Source organism: Nocardia sp. GTS18, from assembly GCF_013839555.1.
Lineage (GTDB): Bacteria > Actinomycetota > Actinomycetes > Mycobacteriales > Mycobacteriaceae > Nocardia > Nocardia rosealba.
In genome coordinates this window covers 1-19,368 of record NZ_JACBIU010000046.1, presented here as the reverse complement: position 1 = coordinate 19,368, position 19,368 = coordinate 1, and the positions used below count along the sequence as shown (strand labels likewise).

18 protein-coding genes are annotated in these 19,368 nt (G+C 69.6%); 3 read left to right on the top strand and 15 right to left on the bottom strand.

All coding sequences use genetic code 11. The features are described from left to right. Positions 1–15 precede the first annotated feature (15 nt). Complete coding sequence (locus tag HYG95_RS22970; protein WP_181700948.1) at positions 16–582, bottom strand: EF-hand domain-containing protein; 567 nt, start codon at positions 580–582, stop codon at positions 16–18. Between the two features lie 537 nt (positions 583–1,119). Between HYG95_RS22970 and HYG95_RS22965 the strand changes: the two genes are divergently transcribed. Then, positions 1,120–2,157, top strand: a complete 1,038-nt coding sequence (locus tag HYG95_RS22965; RefSeq protein WP_181700946.1) for a helix-turn-helix transcriptional regulator — start codon at positions 1,120–1,122, stop codon at positions 2,155–2,157. A gap of 20 nt (positions 2,158–2,177) precedes the next feature. Here the strand turns inward: HYG95_RS22965 and HYG95_RS22960 are convergent, their stop codons facing one another. The 14 genes from HYG95_RS22960 to HYG95_RS22895 form a co-directional block, all read right to left on the bottom strand. Next, the gene (locus HYG95_RS22960; RefSeq protein WP_067495966.1) at positions 2,178–3,452 is read right to left on the bottom strand and encodes an FAD-binding protein; all 1,275 of its coding nucleotides are present in this window, start codon (positions 3,450–3,452) and stop codon (positions 2,178–2,180) included. 51 nt (positions 3,453–3,503) lie between these two features. Beyond that, positions 3,504–5,045: an alkaline phosphatase gene (locus HYG95_RS22955; RefSeq protein WP_255495636.1), complete on the bottom strand. Its 1,542-nt coding sequence runs from the start codon at positions 5,043–5,045 to the stop codon at positions 3,504–3,506. A gap of 115 nt (positions 5,046–5,160) precedes the next feature. Next, a complete protein-coding gene (locus HYG95_RS22950; RefSeq protein ID WP_370465892.1) occupies positions 5,161–6,564 on the bottom strand; it encodes an ABC1 kinase family protein in 1,404 nt (467 codons plus the stop codon). Positions 6,565–6,828: 264 nt separating this feature from the next. Further along, positions 6,829–7,602, bottom strand: a complete 774-nt coding sequence (locus HYG95_RS22945; protein ID WP_181700944.1) for a sporulation protein — start codon at positions 7,600–7,602, stop codon at positions 6,829–6,831. Between the two features lie 84 nt (positions 7,603–7,686). Continuing rightward, positions 7,687–8,415, bottom strand: a complete 729-nt coding sequence (locus HYG95_RS22940; RefSeq protein ID WP_067495956.1) for a 1-acyl-sn-glycerol-3-phosphate acyltransferase — start codon at positions 8,413–8,415, stop codon at positions 7,687–7,689. A gap of 118 nt (positions 8,416–8,533) precedes the next feature. After that, complete coding sequence (locus HYG95_RS22935) at positions 8,534–9,523, bottom strand: ROK family protein (protein WP_181700942.1); 990 nt, start codon at positions 9,521–9,523, stop codon at positions 8,534–8,536. Further along, positions 9,520–10,266, bottom strand: a complete 747-nt coding sequence (locus tag HYG95_RS22930) for a hypothetical protein (RefSeq protein ID WP_181700940.1) — start codon at positions 10,264–10,266, stop codon at positions 9,520–9,522. Before HYG95_RS22930 ends, HYG95_RS22935 begins: the two co-directional genes overlap by 4 nt. After that, positions 10,263–11,507 carry an ArsA family ATPase gene (locus HYG95_RS22925; protein ID WP_181700961.1) on the bottom strand — a complete coding sequence of 415 codons (1,245 nt, stop codon included), beginning with the start codon at positions 11,505–11,507 and terminating at the stop codon, positions 10,263–10,265. Before HYG95_RS22925 ends, HYG95_RS22930 begins: the two co-directional genes overlap by 4 nt. A gap of 26 nt (positions 11,508–11,533) precedes the next feature. Next, positions 11,534–11,974, bottom strand: coding sequence for an SRPBCC family protein (locus HYG95_RS22920; RefSeq protein WP_181700938.1), 441 nt, complete (start codon positions 11,972–11,974; stop codon positions 11,534–11,536). Between the two features lie 12 nt (positions 11,975–11,986). Beyond that, on the bottom strand, positions 11,987–12,376 hold the full coding sequence (locus tag HYG95_RS22915) for a polyketide cyclase / dehydrase and lipid transport (RefSeq protein WP_067642979.1): 390 nt from the start codon (positions 12,374–12,376) through the stop codon (positions 11,987–11,989). Between the two features lie 43 nt (positions 12,377–12,419). Beyond that, complete coding sequence (locus tag HYG95_RS22910; protein ID WP_181700936.1) at positions 12,420–13,547, bottom strand: glycosyltransferase family 4 protein; 1,128 nt, start codon at positions 13,545–13,547, stop codon at positions 12,420–12,422. Between the two features lie 63 nt (positions 13,548–13,610). Beyond that, positions 13,611–14,600 (bottom strand): hypothetical protein, encoded by a 990-nt coding sequence (locus HYG95_RS22905; RefSeq protein ID WP_181700934.1) that lies wholly within the window; start codon positions 14,598–14,600, stop codon positions 13,611–13,613. A gap of 4 nt (positions 14,601–14,604) precedes the next feature. Further along, the gene (locus HYG95_RS22900; RefSeq protein ID WP_225282236.1) at positions 14,605–15,585 is read right to left on the bottom strand and encodes an NlpC/P60 family protein; all 981 of its coding nucleotides are present in this window, start codon (positions 15,583–15,585) and stop codon (positions 14,605–14,607) included. A gap of 264 nt (positions 15,586–15,849) precedes the next feature. Next, complete coding sequence (locus tag HYG95_RS22895; protein WP_181700930.1) at positions 15,850–16,419, bottom strand: C40 family peptidase; 570 nt, start codon at positions 16,417–16,419, stop codon at positions 15,850–15,852. A 661-nt stretch (positions 16,420–17,080) separates the two neighbouring features. Between HYG95_RS22895 and HYG95_RS22890 the strand changes: the two genes are divergently transcribed. Together HYG95_RS22890 and HYG95_RS22885 are read left to right on the top strand one after the other, a co-directional pair. Beyond that, positions 17,081–18,298 carry an ATP-binding protein gene (locus HYG95_RS22890; protein ID WP_181700928.1) on the top strand — a complete coding sequence of 406 codons (1,218 nt, stop codon included), beginning with the start codon at positions 17,081–17,083 and terminating at the stop codon, positions 18,296–18,298. A gap of 10 nt (positions 18,299–18,308) precedes the next feature. Continuing rightward, positions 18,309–19,319 (top strand): hypothetical protein, encoded by a 1,011-nt coding sequence (locus HYG95_RS22885; protein WP_181700926.1) that lies wholly within the window; start codon positions 18,309–18,311, stop codon positions 19,317–19,319. The last annotated feature ends 49 nt before the right edge of the window (positions 19,320–19,368 follow it).

Below are 19,368 nucleotides of genomic sequence, written 5' to 3'. Positions count from 1 at the left end.
CTGTGCCGCCGACGATCAGGCCAACGGGCCGATGTCGCCGTAGAGCCAATTGCCGGGCGCCTGCGGATCGGGGCTGGTGTAGTACTCGTGCCAGGCATCGAGCAGTTCCTCGACCGACAGCGAACCGCTGCCGTCGCGGTCGAGCCGCTCGAAGGCCAGCCGGCTGTTCTCGGGCGAGGTGCCGAAGGCGCGCTGGTACTGGAAGAACTCCTCGGGCGAGACCTTGCCGTTGTTGTCGGCGTCGCACAGCGCGAACAGAGCCTCGGCGAGCGGACGGAAGCCCTCGCGGTACACGTCGCCACTGGCGGCGAACTTGCGCAGGCCTTCACGCCATTCGGTCTTGCTGATCAGGCCGTCGCCGTCGGTATCGAACTCGGTCGACACGTTCTCCCAGAAGTTCTGGAAGGCGACCAGCAGCGCCTGGGCCTTGGGGGAGTCGAACGGCGCGTCGAGATAGGCGATGATGCGAGCCGCCAGGGCGATCACGTCGGCCCGTTCCATCACCCCGTCGCCGTTCTGGTCGCCGTGGCCGAAGCACACGTCGAACTTGCGGTCGAGCATGTCGGATACCACTGAAGTCATTGCTGACACCACCTCGTAAGTAAGGGGAGGACACGAACTGTGGAATCCCGCGGCGAAATCGCAAGGGAAGCGGGAGATCTCGAAGTTAGACCGGGGCGATCGGTCGGTGCAATGGTCCAGTTAATGCCTGGAACGCGGGTCGCGACGTGCTCGTGACACCTAATCGCCAGGCCGCAGCGGGGTTGCCGAACTCGGGACAGCCCTCCCGGGTGATCGGGTTTGGCACGGTTTTCTGGTGAAGATGGCACGGAAAATTGGGCTCGGCCGCTCGCGGTCCGAATGCGCGGAAAGCGGTCAGGGAGCAGCGAGTTCCCCTGTTATGCTTGTGTTTTCGCAGCTTGGGAGTTGTCGGCACGGTCGAGCTATCGGGGACAGGCGCGGAGGTGGGGTATGCGGATCTATGCGGGTGTGCGCGAAACCGATGAGCGGCAACACGGCGGGCGAGATACGCCCGGCGGACACCCGGCGGAACATTCGTCCGGCCGACGCGGCGATGCGGAGCCCGCCCCGTCGGGTTTGTCTGGTTCAGGGCAATCGATGGGCGAACCACCGCATCGTGAATTCGCGTGCCTGCTCGACACAGCAGGCCGCGTCGGCGGCGGGGGGATTGCCCTGCGCGGCCCGCGGGACCTGAACCGGCTGGCATTCGGGTGCCGTGTGCGCGCCGACGAGGACTTCACCGCCACCCTCTGGACCCTGAGCACCGGCTCGGTGCTGGTCGCCCGGCTGCGCACCTCGGGTATCACCGCCGAGCGCGACGGCGGCGCCGCCCATGATCATTACGGCCAGTACCTGCAGTTGAGCCTGGTGATAGATGGCCGGGTCGCCCTCGAACAACGGGGCGCCCGCTCCGTCGCGGCGTCGGGGCAGGCGTTCGCGGTCTGCCTGGACGCGCCGTTCCGGTCGGTGCTGTCGCGGGGTGAGGCGTGCGCCGTCGACGTGCTGCACCTGTACGTGTCGATGGGCGCGCTGACCGCCTGGGGTCTCGAGCCCGCCGCGGCGGGCGGTCAGGTGTGGGCGCTGTCCGGCGCCGCGGTGTCGGCGCTCCTTTTCGCACGCGATCTCGCCTGCGGCGCAACGAGTCCCGCGCATCTGGGCATCGCCGCCCGGATCGACGAGATCGTCTTCCGTTCGGCCGTGGTCGCGCTGCTCGAACGCGACCTGGCCGGGGCCGCGATCGAGATATCGACCGAGGACATGCTGCGCCGCCGCGCGATCGACGTCATCGACCGCGGTTTCACCGACCCGGCCATGAACCCCGACGCGGTGGCGCGACGACTGCACGTGAGCAGAAGGACGCTGTTCCGCGCCTTCGAGCTGCAGGGCCTGTCCGTCGCCGGACTCATCCGTACCCGCAGGCTGGTGGCCGCCGCGACCGCGCTCAGCGAAAGCTCACGCAGTATCCGCGAGATCGCCGAGACCTGCGGATTCCGCACGGCCGACCAGCTCTCCCGCGCATTCCGGGCCGAATACGGCGTGCCACCCGCCGCGTACCGCACCGCACGGCGTGCCGACACGCTCACCGCCCGGTGCGCGCGCCAACCCTTCGTGCACACCACCAGAACCGCGTTCTGATGCGGCACCGCGCGGAGGTGTCAGACGCTGTAGCGCAGCGCCTGCTCCGAACGGCAGATGTCGTCGATACCCGCGACGATCTCCCGCAGCTGCTCCGAGGGCAGGGCCGACGGACGCAGGCGGCAGGTGAAGGTGATGAGGCCGTAGTCGGCGGGGGTCAGGCCGCGGGCGGCGGCCTCGGCCCGCAGGTACGGCGAGCGCACGCCATAGGTCATCGCGGAGATGACGGTGAAGCAACCGGAGCGTTCCCGGTGCTCGGAGAACAGGTCGTGCAGGCCGTAGAACACCGAGCCGTAGTTGGCCAGCGGTGCGAACACGCCGACGCGGTAGGCGGGGCCGCGCTCGGAGGAGTTGATGACAGTGTCGGCCAGGTATTCGGCATCGCGCATGGTGAGCACCTTGGGCGCGAACATCAGCGCGCCCGCCGCCGCATTGCGTACGGGCATACCGGCGCGGCCGCCCGCCGCGGAAGCGATGGCGCCCAACGACTTACGGGTGCGGGTGCCGACCTCGCGCCGCGCCCGCAGACCGCGGGTGGGTGCGGTGGGGTACAGGCTCGACCACTGCCCGAACCGGACCGCACCGAGGGTGACCTGTCCGGTGCCGACGGGGCGGGTGACCTTCAGCGGCGCGGTGTCGACCCAGCGTCCCACCTGCAGCGCCGCGCTGCCGGGGTTGGTGATCTCGGCGGTCGCGTGCTCGACGAAGGAGTCGAAGTCGAGGAAGCGGTCGGCGTCGGTGGTGAGCCAGGTGTGGTCCTTGTCGACCTCGACCACATCGAGGGTGAGCGCGGTGATGATGCCCGCGCGCCCGCCCGCGCCGAGGATGCGCTGGAACCGTTCGGTGTGGTGGCCACGCCCGCAGGTGCCGATCCGGCCGTCGGGGTCGACGTACTCGAGGTCGACGATCTGATCGATGAACATGCCGTAGCGGTGCGAGGCGGTGCTCACACCACCGACGGAGGCGAAACCGCCCGCGGTGATGTCGCGGTGGTCGCCGACCACGGGCAGGCCGAGGCCGTGCGCGCCGAGGCGCCGGTCGATCTCCGACAGCTTCGCTCCGGCCTGCACCCGCACGGTGCGGCGACCGAGATTGATGTCGAGGACCGAGTTCATCTTGCGCAACGACAGCACGCCACGCTGATCGGCCAACCCGAACGAGGACTCTTCGGTCGGTTCGCCGCCACGTACCGTCAGACGTTCGGCTCGATCACGCGAATCACGCACGGTGCGAACGACATCCGCAGTGTCGGTGGGGAGATATTCTTCGGAGGTGACGGTATGCGGCGTGCCCATGACCGCATAGCTAACCACAGCGCGGCGATTCTGGCGACGGGTAGTTCCCACCTATTTCCGCGACGGCGGAAGTTGCTTGCTGAACAGGACTTTTCCGGTCGCGTCGCACAGGTCGACCGTCAATTCCCCGGTGCCGCCGTCGATGCGGACCTCGCCGAAATGCTGGTACTCGAGATCGAGCGGCGAGGTGTTCGGCGCCGGGGGCGCGTGCACGAAAACGGCCTCGGGTCCGAAGGTCGGGTCGAGCGGGTTGGGGCCGAAGGCGCCCGCGTTGAGCGGCCCGGAGACGAACTCCCAGAACTCGTCGAAGTCGGAGAAGTTCGCGCGCGCGGGCGAGTAGTGGTGTGCGGCGGTGTAGTGCACGTCGGCGGTGAGCCAGACGACGTCGCGCACCTTGTTCGCCTTGATCGCCGACAGCACCCGGGCGATCTCGGTTTCGCGGCCCGACGGCGCGCCCGGCGCGGCATTGGCGACGCCTTCGAACGCGGTCTTGCCGTCGGGGACCACCACGCCGATCGGCAGATCGGCGGCGATGATCTTCCAGGTGGCCGTGGACTGCTGCAAACCATCGATGAGCCATGCCGTCTGGGCCGCACCGAGCACCTGACCCTGGGGCCCGGTGTTGGCGGTGTTGGCGTCTTTGTAGGCGCGCATGTCGAGGACGAACACGTCGAGCAGCGGGCCGTAGGAGATCTTGCGGTAGAGCCGTCCGTCGACGGCCTCGCGCGGCTCGAGCGGCATCCACTCGTGGAACGCCTGCCAGGAGCGGGTGGCGAGGGTGTCCATGCTGCGCTCGGTGTAACCCTTGTCGGCGGCGATGGTACCGCCGGGCGACCAGTTGTTGGTGGTCTCGTGGTCGTCCCACTGCACGATCTGGGCGACCGAGGCGTTGAAGCGACGGTAGTTCTCGTCGGTGAGGTTGTAGGCGTAGTTGCCGCGGAACTGGTCGAGGGTCTCGGCGGGCTGGTTCTTGGCGTCGGCGGTGATATTGCGCCACACCCGGCCGTCGGGCAGCGTCACCGATTCCTTCAGCGCGTTGTCGGCATAGATGACGTCACCGGAATGCAGGAACAGGTGCGGGTCGCGAGCGGCCATGGTCGCGAAGACCTTCATGCCGCCGACATCGGGGTTGATGCCGAACCCCTGACCCGCCACGTCGCCGGACCACACCAGCGAGATATCGGCGGGCGCGGTGGGGGCGGTGCGGAACACGCCGCTCAGCGTCTCGGAGGTCGCGCCGTCCTCACCCTCCAATCGCACCCGGTAGTGCACCAGCTGCCCGGCGGGCAGGCCGTTCACCCGTACGCGTCCGGTGCCGTCGGTGGCGGGAGTGAGCAGCGGCCCGGTGAACCGCCGCACGTCGCTGAATTTCTCGGTGGCCGCGGTTTCGACGACCAGGGTGGCGGGACGATCCGAGCGGGCCCAGATCAGCGCGCCGTCGCTACGCGGGTCGCCGACCGCGATGCCGTGGGTGAGGGTCGGCCTGGCCCGCACCAACCCGGGGCCGTCACCACAGGCGGCCAGCGCGGGGGTGAGCAGACCGAGAGCGGAGGCGCGCAGCAGCGTGCGCCGGGACATCGCGAAGTCGACCATGTCCTGCACCGTGCCCGGACGAATCGAACGGGCGGTCGTGTGTACGGCAACAGCCGGTGAACGCTGCCGGACGGAAAGACTCACGTCCACCTGGGCGAAAGGAACTGTTCAGCGATCAAAGACCCACGGCGGCAGCGGTTTCGGGGTACCAGCGGGTGCACTCCGCGCGGAGTGGGACGGCCGTCTGGAGTTGGCACAGGATGGCGACGCCGCCGAGGAACGAACGCAGTAAGGGTGTGTCGGCGGGTGGCATGGTGAGCTGACGCAGGATGTTCGACAAGCTCAGGTCGGTGGCCAGGCGGACCTGCTCGCGCAACCAGTCCGCCGACAGCGGGTAGGTCGGGGACATGAGTGCTTCGCGAACAGGGCGGAGACGCTCGGCGACGGTGGCGATGTCGAGGTTGCCGCCGGGGGCTACATAACCGTGGCGGCGCAGCGCGGCTTCGAGGTCGGCCACGGATTCGGCGACGACGGCGGCGCCCACGTCACCGGCGACGGTGAGGAACGCGGGCGTCCAGGGCGTGCACGCTCCGAAGTCGACCACCCCGAGCCGCCCGTCGGGCATGCGCAGGAAGTTGCCGGGGTGCGGGTCGCCGTAGATGAGGGAGGCACGCGCGGGCGCGGAGAACAGGAAGCGCAGGATCAGTACACCCAGCCGGTCGAGTTCGGCCGGTTCGGCACGAGCGATCAAGCGCGACAGCGGGATTCCGTCGAGCCACTCGGTGACCAGCACGTCACCGCGCTGCGCGATCACCCGGCCGACCACCACATCCGGATCGTGGCGCAGGGCGGTGCGGAAGTGCTCGAGGTTGGCGGCTTCGCGGGCGTAGTCGAGTTCGGCGCCGATCTCCTCGCACAGTGCCTCGATCACCGGACGGGTCTCGGCACCCGGCAGCAAGGCGGTGAACAGGGGAGTGGCGCGGCGCAGGACGCTCAGATCCGCCAGCACCGCCTGCCGCGCACCGGGGTACATGACTTTCACCGCCACCGGTGTGCCGTCGTGCCAGCGGGCCCGGTGCACCTGACCCACCGATGCGGCCGCCGCGGCGCGGTCGTCGAACTCGAGGAACAGCGAACGCCAGCGGGGGCCCAGATGGGTGGCGAGTTCGGTGTGGACGGCGGCGGGCAGCATGGCAGGGGCCGAATCGTGCAGGCGCGCAAGGGCTCGGCTGTACGGTTCGGCGAGATCGGGCGCGAGCCCGAGTTCGAGCAGGCCGAGCAACTGGCCGAGTTTGGCGACGCAGCCTTTGAGCTCGCCGAGCACCTGGAAGAGGTGTTCGGCGGTGCGGTGGCGGATCTCGCGCTCCACAGTGACCGCATCGCGTCCGGCCGCCCGTCGGCCGATTCCCGCTACGCGTCTGCCCATATAGGCGACGGGCACCGCTGCCAGCCTGGTGCCCCGGGCGACCCGGCCGGTGGGCGGCGCCCCGTCGGGCTTGCGGCGGGGAAAACGCACGACACGACCCGCGTCGAATTCATCTGCGGCCATGTCCACCTCGCCCTCCCCGTCGACGGCCACGCGACCTACATCCTCGGCCTGCGTGTGCGGCACACGTTACCAACCGGTCGTGGTGGCGTCCGCACATCAGGACCTGTCGAACAGGCGACTGCCCGAGCAGAGGCGCGACTGCGTGATCCAGGTGCCCGCGGGCTCAGCCGATCACGCTGCCGGCAGGGCGCTGCCGAACCTGAGCGGCGAGCCGGGCACAGCCGAACCGAGCGGCAGGCCGGGCACAGCCGAACCGGACCGCGGGCGGAACTGAGCCGAACATCGCTAGGCGGCTCAGCCGAGGGCGCCGAGCCGGTGCAGGCTGCCGTGGATCTCCTGGGTCCAATCCCGGTGGGCCAGTTGGGCGTAGTCGACCCAGAACATCCCGATTCCGTCGCGGGTGCCGCGCAGCAGGCCGCCCTGGATATCGGCCTCGAGGACCACGGCCATGCCCGTTTCGGTAGCGACGAAGGTGACCTCGAGCTGGTTCACCCGCGGAAAATGCGGAGAACGACCGAATTCGAGTTCCTGATAGAACGGCAGCCGCTGCGGTGTGCGGTTGATGCGGCCCGCCTCCACGTCGGTGCGCAGCAGCGGAAAACCCATGCGCCGCACCGCGTCGAGCACCACGTGCTGAGCGGGCAGCGCGCCGATGCCGATCGGATCGGTATCGGTGGAATCGACCGCACCGTGCAGATCGACCACGGTGCGCAGGGCCACCGCCGCGCCGGGCAGGTGGTGGCCGTCGAAGAAGGTGATCGGGGTTTCCAGCGGAACAGGGGCGGCGAAACGGAATTCGGCGATCCGGCCGGCACCCAGTGTGAACGGCCCGGTGACGGCGACGCGGCCGAACGCCTGATCGGCGAAGCGCTCTTCACCGTCGGAGTATTCGCGCTCGACGCGGGTGATGAACTCGGCGGCCACCTGCCCGACCGCCTGGTCGACACGCCCACCGCGCAACCGGATGACACCCTCGACGACTCCGCCCGGCTGCACACCGGGAGTGAACAATTCGGTGTCGACCTCGGCGCCGCCGACACCGGCCGCGGCCAGCATTTGCTTGAACATGTGACCAGTCTGGCCGACGGCGCTTACGAGATGCTTATCAGGCGCGGCGGTGCCGAGCCGGCCTGCGGCACAGGGGGATCGGCGTCAACTGGCGGCGCGGTCGGGGATGCGGGTGGCCTCGATCTGGTGATCGGTGGGCTTAACGCCCTTCTTGAGGCTGTGGGCGTACACGTCGACGTATTCCTGACCGGTCAGGCGCATCAGCTCGTACATCACCTCGTCGGTGACGGCGCGCTCGACGAAACGGTTGCCGCTCATGCCCTCGTAGCGCGAGAAATCCAGCGGCGCACCGAACTTCAGCGTGACCCGGTGACGGCGCCACTTGAACGGTCCGGGCGGGGACACCTTGTCGGTGCCGATCACCGCGACCGGGATCACCGGGACACCGGTCTCGAGCGCGAGGCGGGCCATGCCGGTCTTGCCCTTGTAGAGGCGACCGTCGGGGGAGCGGGTGCCCTCCGGGTACAGGCCGACCAGGCGGCCTTCGTCGAGCAGCTTCTTGGCCGCGTTGAGCGCGTCCTCGGCGGCGGTGGCGCCGCTGCGGTCGATCGGGTACTGGCCGGTGCCCGAGAAGAAGAACTTCTGCAGGCGGCCCTTGAAACCGGGGGTGGTGAAGTACTCCGCCTTGGCCAGGTAGTTGATGCGGCGCGGGCTCAGCAGCGGCGCGAACAACCAGTCGGCGAAGGAGAGGTGGTTACCCGCCATGATGGCCGGCCCGTCGGTCGGGATGTTCTCCACACCTTCCACAACGGGGCGGTTGTAAAGGTGCATGAACGGTCCCACGAGTACGAACTTGAGCAGCCAGTAGAACATGGCGTCCTTTCCCCGGGGACCGGGATGGTTGTGTGCAGCGTCGTTCGGAAAACGACTTTACCGCTGGTCGCAGGTCACAACCAACCAGGACGGTAGCCGACAGGCATGGGTGTGACCCTCATCTCCCGGTAGTACCCGCCAGTGGCGTTCCAATCGCGGCGCGAGCCAATTCGGCGGCACCGATCATGCCCGCCGCCTCGCCGAGCTGTGTCGTGCGCAACCGGACGAGCGGGCGATGACCCGAGCCGGTGACGGCGCTCGCGTAGTGCTCGCGGGCCTCGTCGAGGAACAACGGCGCCGAACTGCTCACCCCACCGGCGATCACCACGAGATCGGGGTCGAAGATGTCGCTCACGAAGGCGAGGCCGAGGCCGAGCCAGCGCGCGAAGTCCGACATCACCCGCACCGCGAGCGGGTCACCGTCCTGGGCGGCACCGGCCACCCGTCGGCCGGTGAGCGAACCGGGATCGCGGATCACATCGCGCGCGAGCACCGAACGCACGGGGTCGGTGGCGAGCATCTCGATCGCGGTGTCGGCCAGCGCGGTTCCGCTGCAATAGCGCTCCCAGCAGCCGCGTTTGCCGCACGCGCAGGCACGGCCGTCCGGGACCACCTGCAGGTGGCCGAGTTCGGGCGCGACGCCGTGGCTGCCACGGTAGAGCCGACCGTCGATGAGCAGAGCCGCACCGATGCCGGTGCCGATCGCGACGAGGATGACGGTGTGCCCGCCCGCCGCCGCGCCGAAGCGGTACTCCGCCCAGCCCGCGGCGTTGGCGTCGTGCTCGAGGATCACGGGCAGTTCCAGGCGGGTGGTGAGCCGCTGGGCCACCGGCGCGTCCTGCCAGGGCAGGTGCGGGGCGAACCGGACGGTGGTGCGGTCGGCGGAGATGAACCCGGCCACCGCGAGCCCGACCGCCGCGATGGGATGCCTGCGGGCCAGTTCGCGCACGGATCGGTCGATGGCGGCCTCGAGCGCGCGGGCCGAATGCGGTGTCGGCGCCTGCACGGTGTCGAGCACCTCACCGTCGGCGTCGACGACGGAGGCGCGGATATTCGTGCCGCCCACGTCGACTCCGACGGTCAGTGGGTGGGTACTCGCCTGGCTCATCCCCGGATCGTGACCGGAATATCGACATAACGCGAGCGTGGCGCGCGGGCGCCCGCGGGCCGCTCCTCGCCGTGGGCCGGACGTGTGCCTGCACCTGCGGTGAACTGCCCTGCGCCCGACGCGGTTTCGTCCGGCGGTTCCGGGGTGATGTGCGGGGTGCGTGCGCTGAATTCGTCGACCCGGCGTGGGCGGTGGGCCGGCTGTTCACCGAGACCGGTGGCCCGAGAGGGATCCTTGGGCGTAGCGGACCCGTCCGGCCGCGGCGAGGCGGTTCGATCACCACGCGGGCCGCTCGGCGCGTGCGGGTTCCGCTGATCGCCGTTCGTGGCACCGGCACCGTTCGTCGGATGCGCCCCGGACGCTTCGTCGGTCGGCTGGTATCGCTGTGCCCCCGCGGCATTCTCGCGCGCGTGCCCGGGGTGGCCCGCGGCGTGATCGGCCCATTCCGGGGGCAGGACCGGCTCGACGGGGACGCCGGCGAGGGCTTCGCGCAGGACCGTCACCATCGAGGTGCCGTGTTCGGCGAGGGCGGCGACGACGTCGTGGTGGTCGCCGCGGACCAGGGCCGCGGCCGCGCACACCGGGCACCAGGCGCAGCCGCCGAGGTCGGCCGCGCCGTCGGCGGCGGTGCGGCGCAGTACCGGTTCGACGCGCGCGAGCAGCACTTCGGCGAGCAGGCGCAGCTCCTCGGCGAACTCGGCGAAACCGTCGTGGTGGCGATCGGACTGCCTGTCACTGCTCATGTGCGCCTGGCCTTCGTGTAGTTCGGATCGGCGGGCCACACCTGCGGATCGGGCCGGAACCGGACAACGAGATGACCGTCGTCGAGCTCGGCGCCCGCCACCGTGCAGCGGCGAAGCACCGGCGCGAGGCGCACCCTGGTGCGCACCCCGTCAGCTCCCACGATCAGATCGTCCTCCACTCGGCCCAGCCGCAAGGTGCCGGGATCGACCACCGGCAGCCGCATCCGCATCGCGTACACGGAGTCGACGCCGGAGCCCGACTCCCATCGAACCATCGGTTCGCCCGATTCCGCAGCCCCGAGCGACGGGCGGGGCAGCGTGTCGACCGAATAGGAGAACGCGGACAGTGCGCTCAGCCCCACCGGTTCGGCCCCGGCGTGCTTGGCGACGATGATCGGGACATCGGTGAGTTGCTCGTGCAACCGCGCGACCACCTCCAGCTGTTCGGCGCGCCGATTCAGATACCAGTGCACCGCCGGGTGCGCGTTCTCACCGGGCGGCGGGACGGGTGCGAGCACCTTGTTCACCACCACCGCGTCCAATCGCAAGCCGAGCAGTGCCGCGGCCGACCGCACCCGCCTGGCCTCGGCCACCGCGACCTGCTCCGGTCCGGTGACCAGACGCGCGCTGGTTCGGGCGCGGTCGGCGAGCAGGTCGCGGACCTGGGTCACCGCGTTCACCACCCGCTCCACGGCCGCAGCCAGTACCGCTTTACGCAGGTCGGTGCCGATCGCGCTCATCGTGCGGGCGTGCTTGGGCCAGAGCCGTTCCAGGTAGTTGAGCAGGGTGTCGGGGGCGGTGACGATACGTAGCATGTCGGCCGAGGGTGGACAGTCGACCACGATGACGTCCCAGTCGTTCTCCTCGGCGAACTGCCCGATCTCCACCAGCATCAGCAGTTCCTGCACCCCGGGCAGCCCGGTGAGCTCGGCGGGATCGAGTGCGGCCAGGTCGATGCCGTGATCGTGGCCGCTGCCCTTGTCCAGCATCCGCACCACATCGCGGAACCGGTCCTCGAGCAGGGCGAGGGAATCGATCTCGATCACCTCGATCCCCGGCGCCACCCGGGCGACTCCGGCCACCGTGCCCGGGTCGTGCGGGAAACGGAAACCCAGCGCGTCGCCGAGGGAGTGCGCCTGGTCGAGCGAGGCGATGAGCACCCGCTCACCGGCGCGCGCGTAGGACATGCCCGTCGCGCAGGCCAGCGTCGTCTTCCCGACCCCGCCCTTGCCGACGAACAGTTCGACGCGGGTGATGCCCGGGGCGCTCAGCCCTCGACCCGCTTCTTCAGTTCGTTCAGCGCCGTATCGGTGATCACCTTCTCGGCCTTGCGCTTGAACATGCCGATCATCGGGATGTTCAAGTCGACGGTGAGCTCGTAGGTCACCTCGGTGCTGCCGTCGAGACGGTCCAGGAGTTCATAACTGCCGTCCTGGGCTTTCTGCAGGTCGCCGTCGAGCAGGTGCCAGCTCACCGCCTTGCCGTCGGCTCGCCAGGTGTAGCTGAGGGTGTAGGCGTCTTTGACGACGCCCGCGTCGAGCACGAAACGCGCGGTCGAGGCCCGGCCCGTCGCATCGGTGCCGAGCACCTCGACCGATTTCGCCGCGGCCACCCATTCCGGGTAGGACTCCAGATCGGCGATAACGGCCATCACCTGCTGCGACGGGGCCTCGATGACGATCGATCTCTTGGTCCGGTCGGGGGCCATGGATTCCTTTCGTTACAGCGCCGAGGCGGGTGCGACGCCCGCGGGGCGGCCCGCTTCCAGCCGTGCCTTCAGTTCGAACGACATGTCCTTGCCCGCGACCCGCCGCGCGCGGTTGGCGGCGGCCAGCGCCCGCGGCGTGAGCGGCTTGCTCGCGGTGGGCTCGGCGTGCAGGAAGTAGTGCAGGATCGCGCCGTCGGCGACGGCCTCGAGCCACACCTCCATGGTGCCGGTCAGCGGGCCCGCGACCGTCCAGCGAATGCCCTTGTCGCCCCGGTCCTCCCGCACGTCGAGGTGCAGGTCGGGCCACCAGCGGCGCCAGTTGTTCGGGGCACCGAGCACCTCGGCGATCGCGGCGGGCGGCGCGGCGAGAAAGGTCTGATCGGCGACCTGGATACTGCTCACCTCGCTGAGAGTAATGGACGCGCCACCGCGACAGTCCGGGGTGTCACCCGAGCAGTTGCCGCAGACGGGCTCCCTGGCGATCCCAATGCCAGTTCCGCTGCACCCATTCGCGGCCCGCGGCACCCATGCGCGCGGCGTTGTCGCGGTCGGTGAGCAGCTCGACGATGGCATCGCTGATCTGCGGCAGCGAGCGACCGTGCACCACCAGACCGGTTTCGCCCTCGCGTACCGTCTCCGGCGCCCCGCCGGAATCGCCCGCCACCACCGGCACCCCGGTCGCGGATGCCTCGAGGAACACGATGCCAAGGCCCTCGACGTCAAGGCCCGCGCCACGGGTGCGGCACGGCATGGCGAACACATCGGCGATGGTGTGGTGGGCGGCGAGCTCACCGGAGGGGACGCGGCCGGTGAACACCACGCTGTCACCGAGGTCCAGTGCCTCGGCGAGGCCGCGCAAGCGGTTCTCGTACGGTCCGCCGCCCGCGATGACCAGCACCGCGCCGTCGACCCGTTCCTTGATCTCGTTCATCGCGACGATGAGCATGTCCTGGCCCTTGCGTGGCACCAGCCGCGACAGACACAGGATTGTCGGCCGGTCGCCGAGGCCGTAGCGGGCGCGCAGCTCGGCGCGGGCGCCCGGGTCGGGGCGGAATTCTGACGGATCGACGCCCGGGGGCAGGTGTTCCAGCGCCGCGCGCGGGCCGAACGCCGAGGCGAACCGGCCCCGGGTGTACTTGCTGACGTAGGTGACCACGTCGGTGTTCTCGCCGATCGTGCGTAGCACCTGGCGCGAACCGGGCAGCATCGACCAGCCGACCTCGTGCCCGTGGGTGCTGGCCAGGATGCGTTCGGCGCCTGCTCGCCGCAGGGCGGGCGCCATCGCGGCCAGTGGCGCGGCGGCACCGAACCAGACTGTGTCGCAATCGTTTTCGCGCAGCAGAGCGCTTGCTCGCTTGATCACGGCAGGTGTGGTAAGCATCAGTGTGGTCGGATGGCGGACCACGCGGAACTTCTGGGTGGCGTCGAACTTCTCGTGACTGTCACCGCGCCAGCGGGGGGCGTAGACGACGAGGTCCTCGGGGGGCAGCTGCTGGGTCAGTGCCTGCAGATAGGACTGGATACCACCCGGCCGAGGTGGGAAATCGTTGGTAACCAGGAGAGTTCGGGCCATAGTGAACAACCTAATGTGTCGGTGCCTCGGCGCGGGGCGGCGGTCGGGCGAGGTGGCCGGTGGTCAGACAGCGTGGGCGCGCAGCCAGGAGCGCCAGCCGTCGAGCAGCTGGGACCGGGAGGCGCCGAGCACGGTGGTGAATGCCGCGTCCTGTGCGGCGGTCGACTGCGGGCCCCGCGCGAGCTGCCGGTACAGGTGGGTGAGCGCGGCGGGACCGTGCTTGTCGGCGAGGTAGGCGCACACGCTCCACGCCGACTCGTAAGCCAAGGCGGCGTCGGTCCCGGTGAACTCCGCGTCGGTGACCAGGTCGGCAGGCAGCGTGCCCGCCCGTAATCGGGTAGTGAGGGTCGGGGCGATCTGCGAGAAGGTCTGACCGCTCGCGCGCTGGGCGACGTACTCGGCGAAGCCCTCGAGCATCCACTGCGGCGCACCGTCGACGGTGACCGCGCGGGTAGCGACGTGGGTGAGCTCGTGGCGCAACAGGGTGGCCATGCCTTCGTCACCGACGCGGCGACGGGCATCGGGATTGAACACGATGCGCTGCTCGGTGGGTTCGGTACCGGGCGCGTAGGAGCCGGTCAACGACACCGCGGCCACGTCGGCGGTGGTCGAGGCCCCCGCCCGGCGGGTCAACGCGGTGAACTCGGCGCTGTTGCTCGCGACCACGATGACCGGTGCCCGGTTCCACTCGGTGCCCCACACGGCGCTGACGTCGGCGATCGCGGGCGCGAGCTGGGCCTCGAGTACCTCGAGATCGGCTTCGTGGCCCGGATGGGCGACCACCAGCGCGGTGTCGGCGCCACCGGCCTCGACCTGACGCACCAGAATCGGCCCGAACGGCTGCACCTCGCGGCGCACCGGGGCCAGGCGCGGATCGTCGATGCCGACGGTCGTGCCGAGCACCTCGGCCTGATCGGTGGCCAGCTGCAGCGGTCCGGCGTTGCGCGGCACCAGGATCAGGGCGACGCACGCCCCGGTCAGCAGGGTGACCGAGGCGAGCGTGAGACAGAATTCGAGTCGGCCACGCGCCGACAGCCAGGTGCGCACGTTCACGGCTTCAGTATCGCCGGGCCGAGTGATAGGGGGTGGTGTCGATGGGTGCGACGGCGACCGGCACACCGAAGGTGGAGGCGTGCACCATCATTCCGTTGCCCGCGTAGATCCCGACGTGCGAGATCTCCGGATAGAACAGCACCACGTCACCGGGTTGCAGATCTTCCTTGGCGACGGGCGTGCCGTACCCGGCCTGCGCGGAACTGGTGCGCGGGACGTTCTTGCCGACCTGCTTGAAGGCCCACTGCACGAGACCGGAGCAGTCGAACTGGTCGGGGCCGGTGGCGCCCCACACGTACGGGTCGCCGACCCGGGTGAGGGCGGCGGCCAGCGCGCTCGTTCCGCTACCGGGCACGAGGCCCGCGAGCAGGCTGTCGCGATCGAAGCCGGGCGGGAAGGGGGAGCCGGCGAGCGTCGACTTGTCGCGCGCCGACAGCGCACCCCATGCCTCGACGACCTGCGTGGTCGCGGCCGCGAGGTCGGCACGTTTGCGGTCGACATCGGCGCGCACGGCCTCGGCGGCGGCGGTCGCGGCGCGGGCGGCATCGGCGGCGGTGCGGGCGGTGGTCTCGGCGGCGGTCGCCGCGTCGGCGGCCTTCTTGAATTCGCGGACCGAGTCGGCGGTCTGCTGGGACAGCACGTCGAGGGTCGACATCTTGTCCAGCAGTTGCTGGGGGGAGTTGCTCGACAGCACGGCGAACATGCGGTCGGTGCGCGCGCCGGTGTAAGCGGCCACGGCGGCGCGGTCGATCATCGGCTGGAACTTGCGCACCTCGGCGCGGGCGGCGTCGGCTACGGCCGTCGCGGCGGCGAGCGCGGCGTCGACATCGCGCTGGACTGCCAGTTTCGCGTCGAGTTCGGTTTGCGCGGTGAGGGATTCCTGGTTGACCACTTCGGCCTGCCGGGACAGGTCGACCATGCGGGCGATCGCGTCACCGGCGGTGGTGGGGAGGGCGACCGGATCGGCCGCGGAGGGGCCGGCCACGGCGGCGGTGCATACCAGGACGGTAGCGGACAGGGCTCCGGCCAATCCACGCGCTGCGTGAAATCTCCGGTGTTGTGATCTCACAGTGCCCCGTGCCCCGTTCTCTCGATATCCGACGATGCAAGCGCCTTACCTGAACCCGGACTTCCCCGTCCGCCACGAAGGTCTCGATCAGATTACGGAACGGCGAGGGTTCGTGTCCAGTGGGGCACGAAAGGGTCACGGTGCGCCCTTCCCCGAGAACGACGCACCGTGCCGGCTGGATCAGAAGCGGCGAGCGCCCGCGAACGGCATCGAGTCGAGCGACGCGACGTGCACCGGCGAGCCCGAGGTGGCGGCGTGGACGACATTGCCGTCACCGGCGTAGAGGCCCGAGTGGCCGCCGCCATAGAACGACACCAGGTCGCCGGGGCGCAGGTCGCCGATCGACACCGGGGTGCCCGCGCCGAGCTGGGCGCCGCTGGTGCGTGGCAGCTCGATGCCCGCCTGGCGGTAGGCCCACTGGACCAGGCCCGAGCAGTCGAAGGCGTCCGGGCCCGCGGCACCGTAGACGTAGGGGGAGCCGACCTTGCTCAGCGCGGCATCGAGGGCGATGTCGGCGGCGGTGGCGGTGGGCGCGGTGAACACGTGCGGCGCGGCCGGGGCCTCGATGCCGGGGATGCCCGCCGGGATCGGGATCTCGTTGGGCACCTCGAAGGTGCCGATGCCGGGCACGGTGACGGGCGTCGCCGACGCGGGAGCGGCCGGCAGGAGGAACGCGCCGATGGTGGCAGCGCCGACGGCTCCGGCGGCAACGGCACGCTGCGCCTGACGCTTGACGGTGTTGGTCGCCATGATGCGGTACTTCCAATCTGCCCCACGACGTCCCGTCCGTATGACGGGGCGGACTCCTCGCGCCGAGCCGTTCTGGCCTGGCGGACTCCGTGAGGTCTCGAAAAGGTTACGAACCAATCACGGTGGTTTGTAAAGTCGGACATGCGTCCTGGAAGGGAATTCGTCGATTCGACCGGAACGAACGTGCGACGTGAGTCACACCGAATCACGAAAAGATAACGCCAGGTCGAATTTCTGAAGCGGGCCGGCCGTGGCCCGGCGCGGCGACGGGTCGGTGTGTCTGCGCGACACGCCGACGATTCTCAGTGAAGTCCCAGGTTGGGCGAGTGCGGCGCGGGGGCGACCCGCCGGTTGGCGCCCAGTCAACACGCCGGGCGCGCCGCCCTCCGGTGGTGTCGGAAACTGGAAACGTCACTTATCCGATCGATTCGGCGGCAGTAATGCATAACTGCGATATCTGTGATGCCGGTCTCAATTGGGTTTGCTCGCGGGCATTTTGTTCGCATCGGTGCGAAATATTCGCGGCGAATGATCGGCATCGGGTCGGGCACCGCGCTCGCGGACCCGGTCCCGGTGGGTGGGACCGATCATCGGCCGATTCAGCGAAATCCGTTGCGCCGGTTACGGTACGGTCGAATGTTCGCGGTTCGAAGGGGGAGAGGTGGCCGACGACCAGGTACTCACCGACATGCTGACGATGCTCGACCGCAGTCCGGGGGTGCTCGCGCTGCGCGTGTGCGTCATCGAGCTGCTGATCGAGCGGCAACGGTATGCCGACGCGCTGGCCCACTGTGGTGTGGCGCTCGGGAACGAGCCCGGAAACGCGCAGGTCCTGGCCTTGATGACGCGGTGCAGCACCGCACTGAGCGGTGGATCGCCGGAACCGGCGCCTGCCCCGGCATCGCCCGGCTACGACTGGGCCGCCGCCGAGAGTCAGGTGGGTGACATCATCGCCCCCGCGTTCGTCGACGCCCCGGCCGAGTACGTCACCGACGAGGACGCCGCCACCGTCGAACGACCCAGTATCGGCCTCGCCGATGTGGGTGGCATGGACGAGGTGAAGCGTCAGCTCGACCTCACCCTGCTCGGCCCGCTGCGCAATCCCGAACTCGCCAAGGCCTTCGGTACCTCCGCGCGCGGCGGCCTGCTGCTGTACGGCCCGCCCGGCTGCGGCAAGACGTTCATCGCCTCGGCGGTCGCGGGGGAGCTCGGCGCCAACTTCTACCCGATCGAGATCGCCGACATCCTCGATATCTACACCGGGTCCAGTGAGCGCAATGTGCACAGCATCTTCGAGATGGCCCGCCGCAACGCGCCGTGCGTGCTGTTCCTCGACGAGGTCGACGCGCTCGGGCACAAACGCAGCCAGATGCACGGGTCCTCGACCATGCGCACGGTGGTGAACCAGTTGCTCACCGAGATGGATTCGGCGACCCACAGCAACGAGGGCGTCTTCGTGCTCGGCGCGACGAACCACCCGTGGGACGTGGACGTGGCCCTGCGCAGGCCCGGCCGGTTCGACCGGATGATCTTCGTCGGCCTGCCGGACGCCGCCGCGCGCCGGTCGATCCTGCACTACCACCTGCGTGACCGTCCGATCGCGGGCATAGACCTCACTGCCCTCGCTGCGCACACCGAGGGCCTGTCCGGCGCCGATCTCGCCCACATCTGCACCTCGGCCACCCAGCTGGCGATGGCGGACTCGATGCGCACGGGTGAGGTGCGTCCCGTCGGCATGCCCGATGTGCGGGCCGCGCTCGCCCAGGTGCGGCCGAGTACCGGTGCCTGGTTCGAATCCGCCCGCAATGTGGTCGAATTCGCCAACGGTGACGGGAGCTATGACGATCTCGCCCGGTACCTGAAGCGCGTCAAGCGCTGAACCGACACCCATGAGCGAACCGCGACTCGACCGGGCCGTCGTACTGGTCGAGTTGGACCGACTCGAGGCGGCCCGCGCCGAGCTGGCCGCCCTCCTGGCCGTCGAGCCCGACAACGCCGATGCCCACGCACACGTCGCGCACACGTGGCTGCGGTCCGCGGATTTCGCCACCGCGAGCGCGGCGGCACGCACGGCGCTGCGCCACGACCCCGAGCACCTGTTCGCGTGGGTCCTGCTCGCGCTCAGTGAACACGGATTGTTCGACCGGCTGACCGACACCGATCGGGTCGCGGCGCTCGCCCATCAGGACGAGGCGGTGCGCGCGGCGTACACCTGCGTGGACCTGAACCCCTGGTCGGCCGAGTGTCACCGGGTACTCGCGGTCGTGCTGGCACCCCGGGACCGCGAGGCGGCGCTGGCCGCCGTCGACGTCGGCATCGAACTCGACCCGCAGGAACCACTCCTCTACATCACGCGTGCCCGCGTGCTGTGGCACGGCGCCGAAGCCGACGCCCAGCGCGCCGTCGCGTTCCGTGCGGCACTCGAGCAGGCGTTGCGGCTGGAACCCGACAATGCCGAGGCCATGTATCTGCTCGGCGCGGACGCCGCACGGTCGGGCAGGCGGGCGGATGCCGAGCGGTGGCTGTTGCGGGCCGCCGAACTCGAACCGGCCCACGGGCCCGCGGCGCGGGAACTGCTGCGGCAGGTACCCGATCCTTCCGGGTCGTTGCGAGACCCGGCGGTGCGCCGCGAGTACCTCGGCGGTCCGAGTGCCGGCGGTGCCAGACGATCGAGCACAGGCGTGATCGCCGTACTCGTCTTCTTGTTCGTCGTCGGACTGGCCCGCGCTGTGTCGGGAGTCGACACCGACGACGCCTCGACCCGCCCCACCACGACCCTGCGCCCACCGCTCACCTACTACAAGCCGCAGCCGCTGCCCACCAGTCTCCTATACACATCATACGCTGCTGCCGCAGAGACATGCTCAGAACTCGAGTGCTCCCGCATCTGCTATAAATAAATAACTCCCTCTTCGATGTGCTTTGTATCTACCGCTCATCTTTACCCTA

What these genes read in the sequence shown, in the direction of transcription:
- HYG95_RS22970 (WP_181700948.1), bottom strand. Translation starts at nt 582, where the DNA reads ATGACTTCAGTGGTATCCGACATGCTCGACCGCAAGTTCGACGTGTGC.
- HYG95_RS22965 (WP_181700946.1), top strand. Translation starts at nt 1,120, where the DNA reads ATGGGCGAACCACCGCATCGTGAATTCGCGTGCCTGCTCGACACAGCA.
- HYG95_RS22960 (WP_067495966.1), bottom strand. Translation starts at nt 3,452, where the DNA reads ATGGGCACGCCGCATACCGTCACCTCCGAAGAATATCTCCCCACCGAC.
- HYG95_RS22955 (WP_255495636.1), bottom strand. Translation starts at nt 5,045, where the DNA reads ATGGTCGACTTCGCGATGTCCCGGCGCACGCTGCTGCGCGCCTCCGCT.
- HYG95_RS22945 (WP_181700944.1), bottom strand. Translation starts at nt 7,602, where the DNA reads ATGTTCAAGCAAATGCTGGCCGCGGCCGGTGTCGGCGGCGCCGAGGTC.
- HYG95_RS22940 (WP_067495956.1), bottom strand. Translation starts at nt 8,415, where the DNA reads ATGTTCTACTGGCTGCTCAAGTTCGTACTCGTGGGACCGTTCATGCAC.
- HYG95_RS22935 (WP_181700942.1), bottom strand. Translation starts at nt 9,523, where the DNA reads ATGAGCCAGGCGAGTACCCACCCACTGACCGTCGGAGTCGACGTGGGC.
- HYG95_RS22930 (WP_181700940.1), bottom strand. Translation starts at nt 10,266, where the DNA reads ATGAGCAGTGACAGGCAGTCCGATCGCCACCACGACGGTTTCGCCGAG.
- HYG95_RS22920 (WP_181700938.1), bottom strand. Translation starts at nt 11,974, where the DNA reads ATGGCCCCCGACCGGACCAAGAGATCGATCGTCATCGAGGCCCCGTCG.
- HYG95_RS22910 (WP_181700936.1), bottom strand. Translation starts at nt 13,547, where the DNA reads ATGGCCCGAACTCTCCTGGTTACCAACGATTTCCCACCTCGGCCGGGT.
- HYG95_RS22895 (WP_181700930.1), bottom strand. Translation starts at nt 16,419, where the DNA reads ATGGCGACCAACACCGTCAAGCGTCAGGCGCAGCGTGCCGTTGCCGCC.
- HYG95_RS22885 (WP_181700926.1), top strand. Translation starts at nt 18,309, where the DNA reads ATGAGCGAACCGCGACTCGACCGGGCCGTCGTACTGGTCGAGTTGGAC.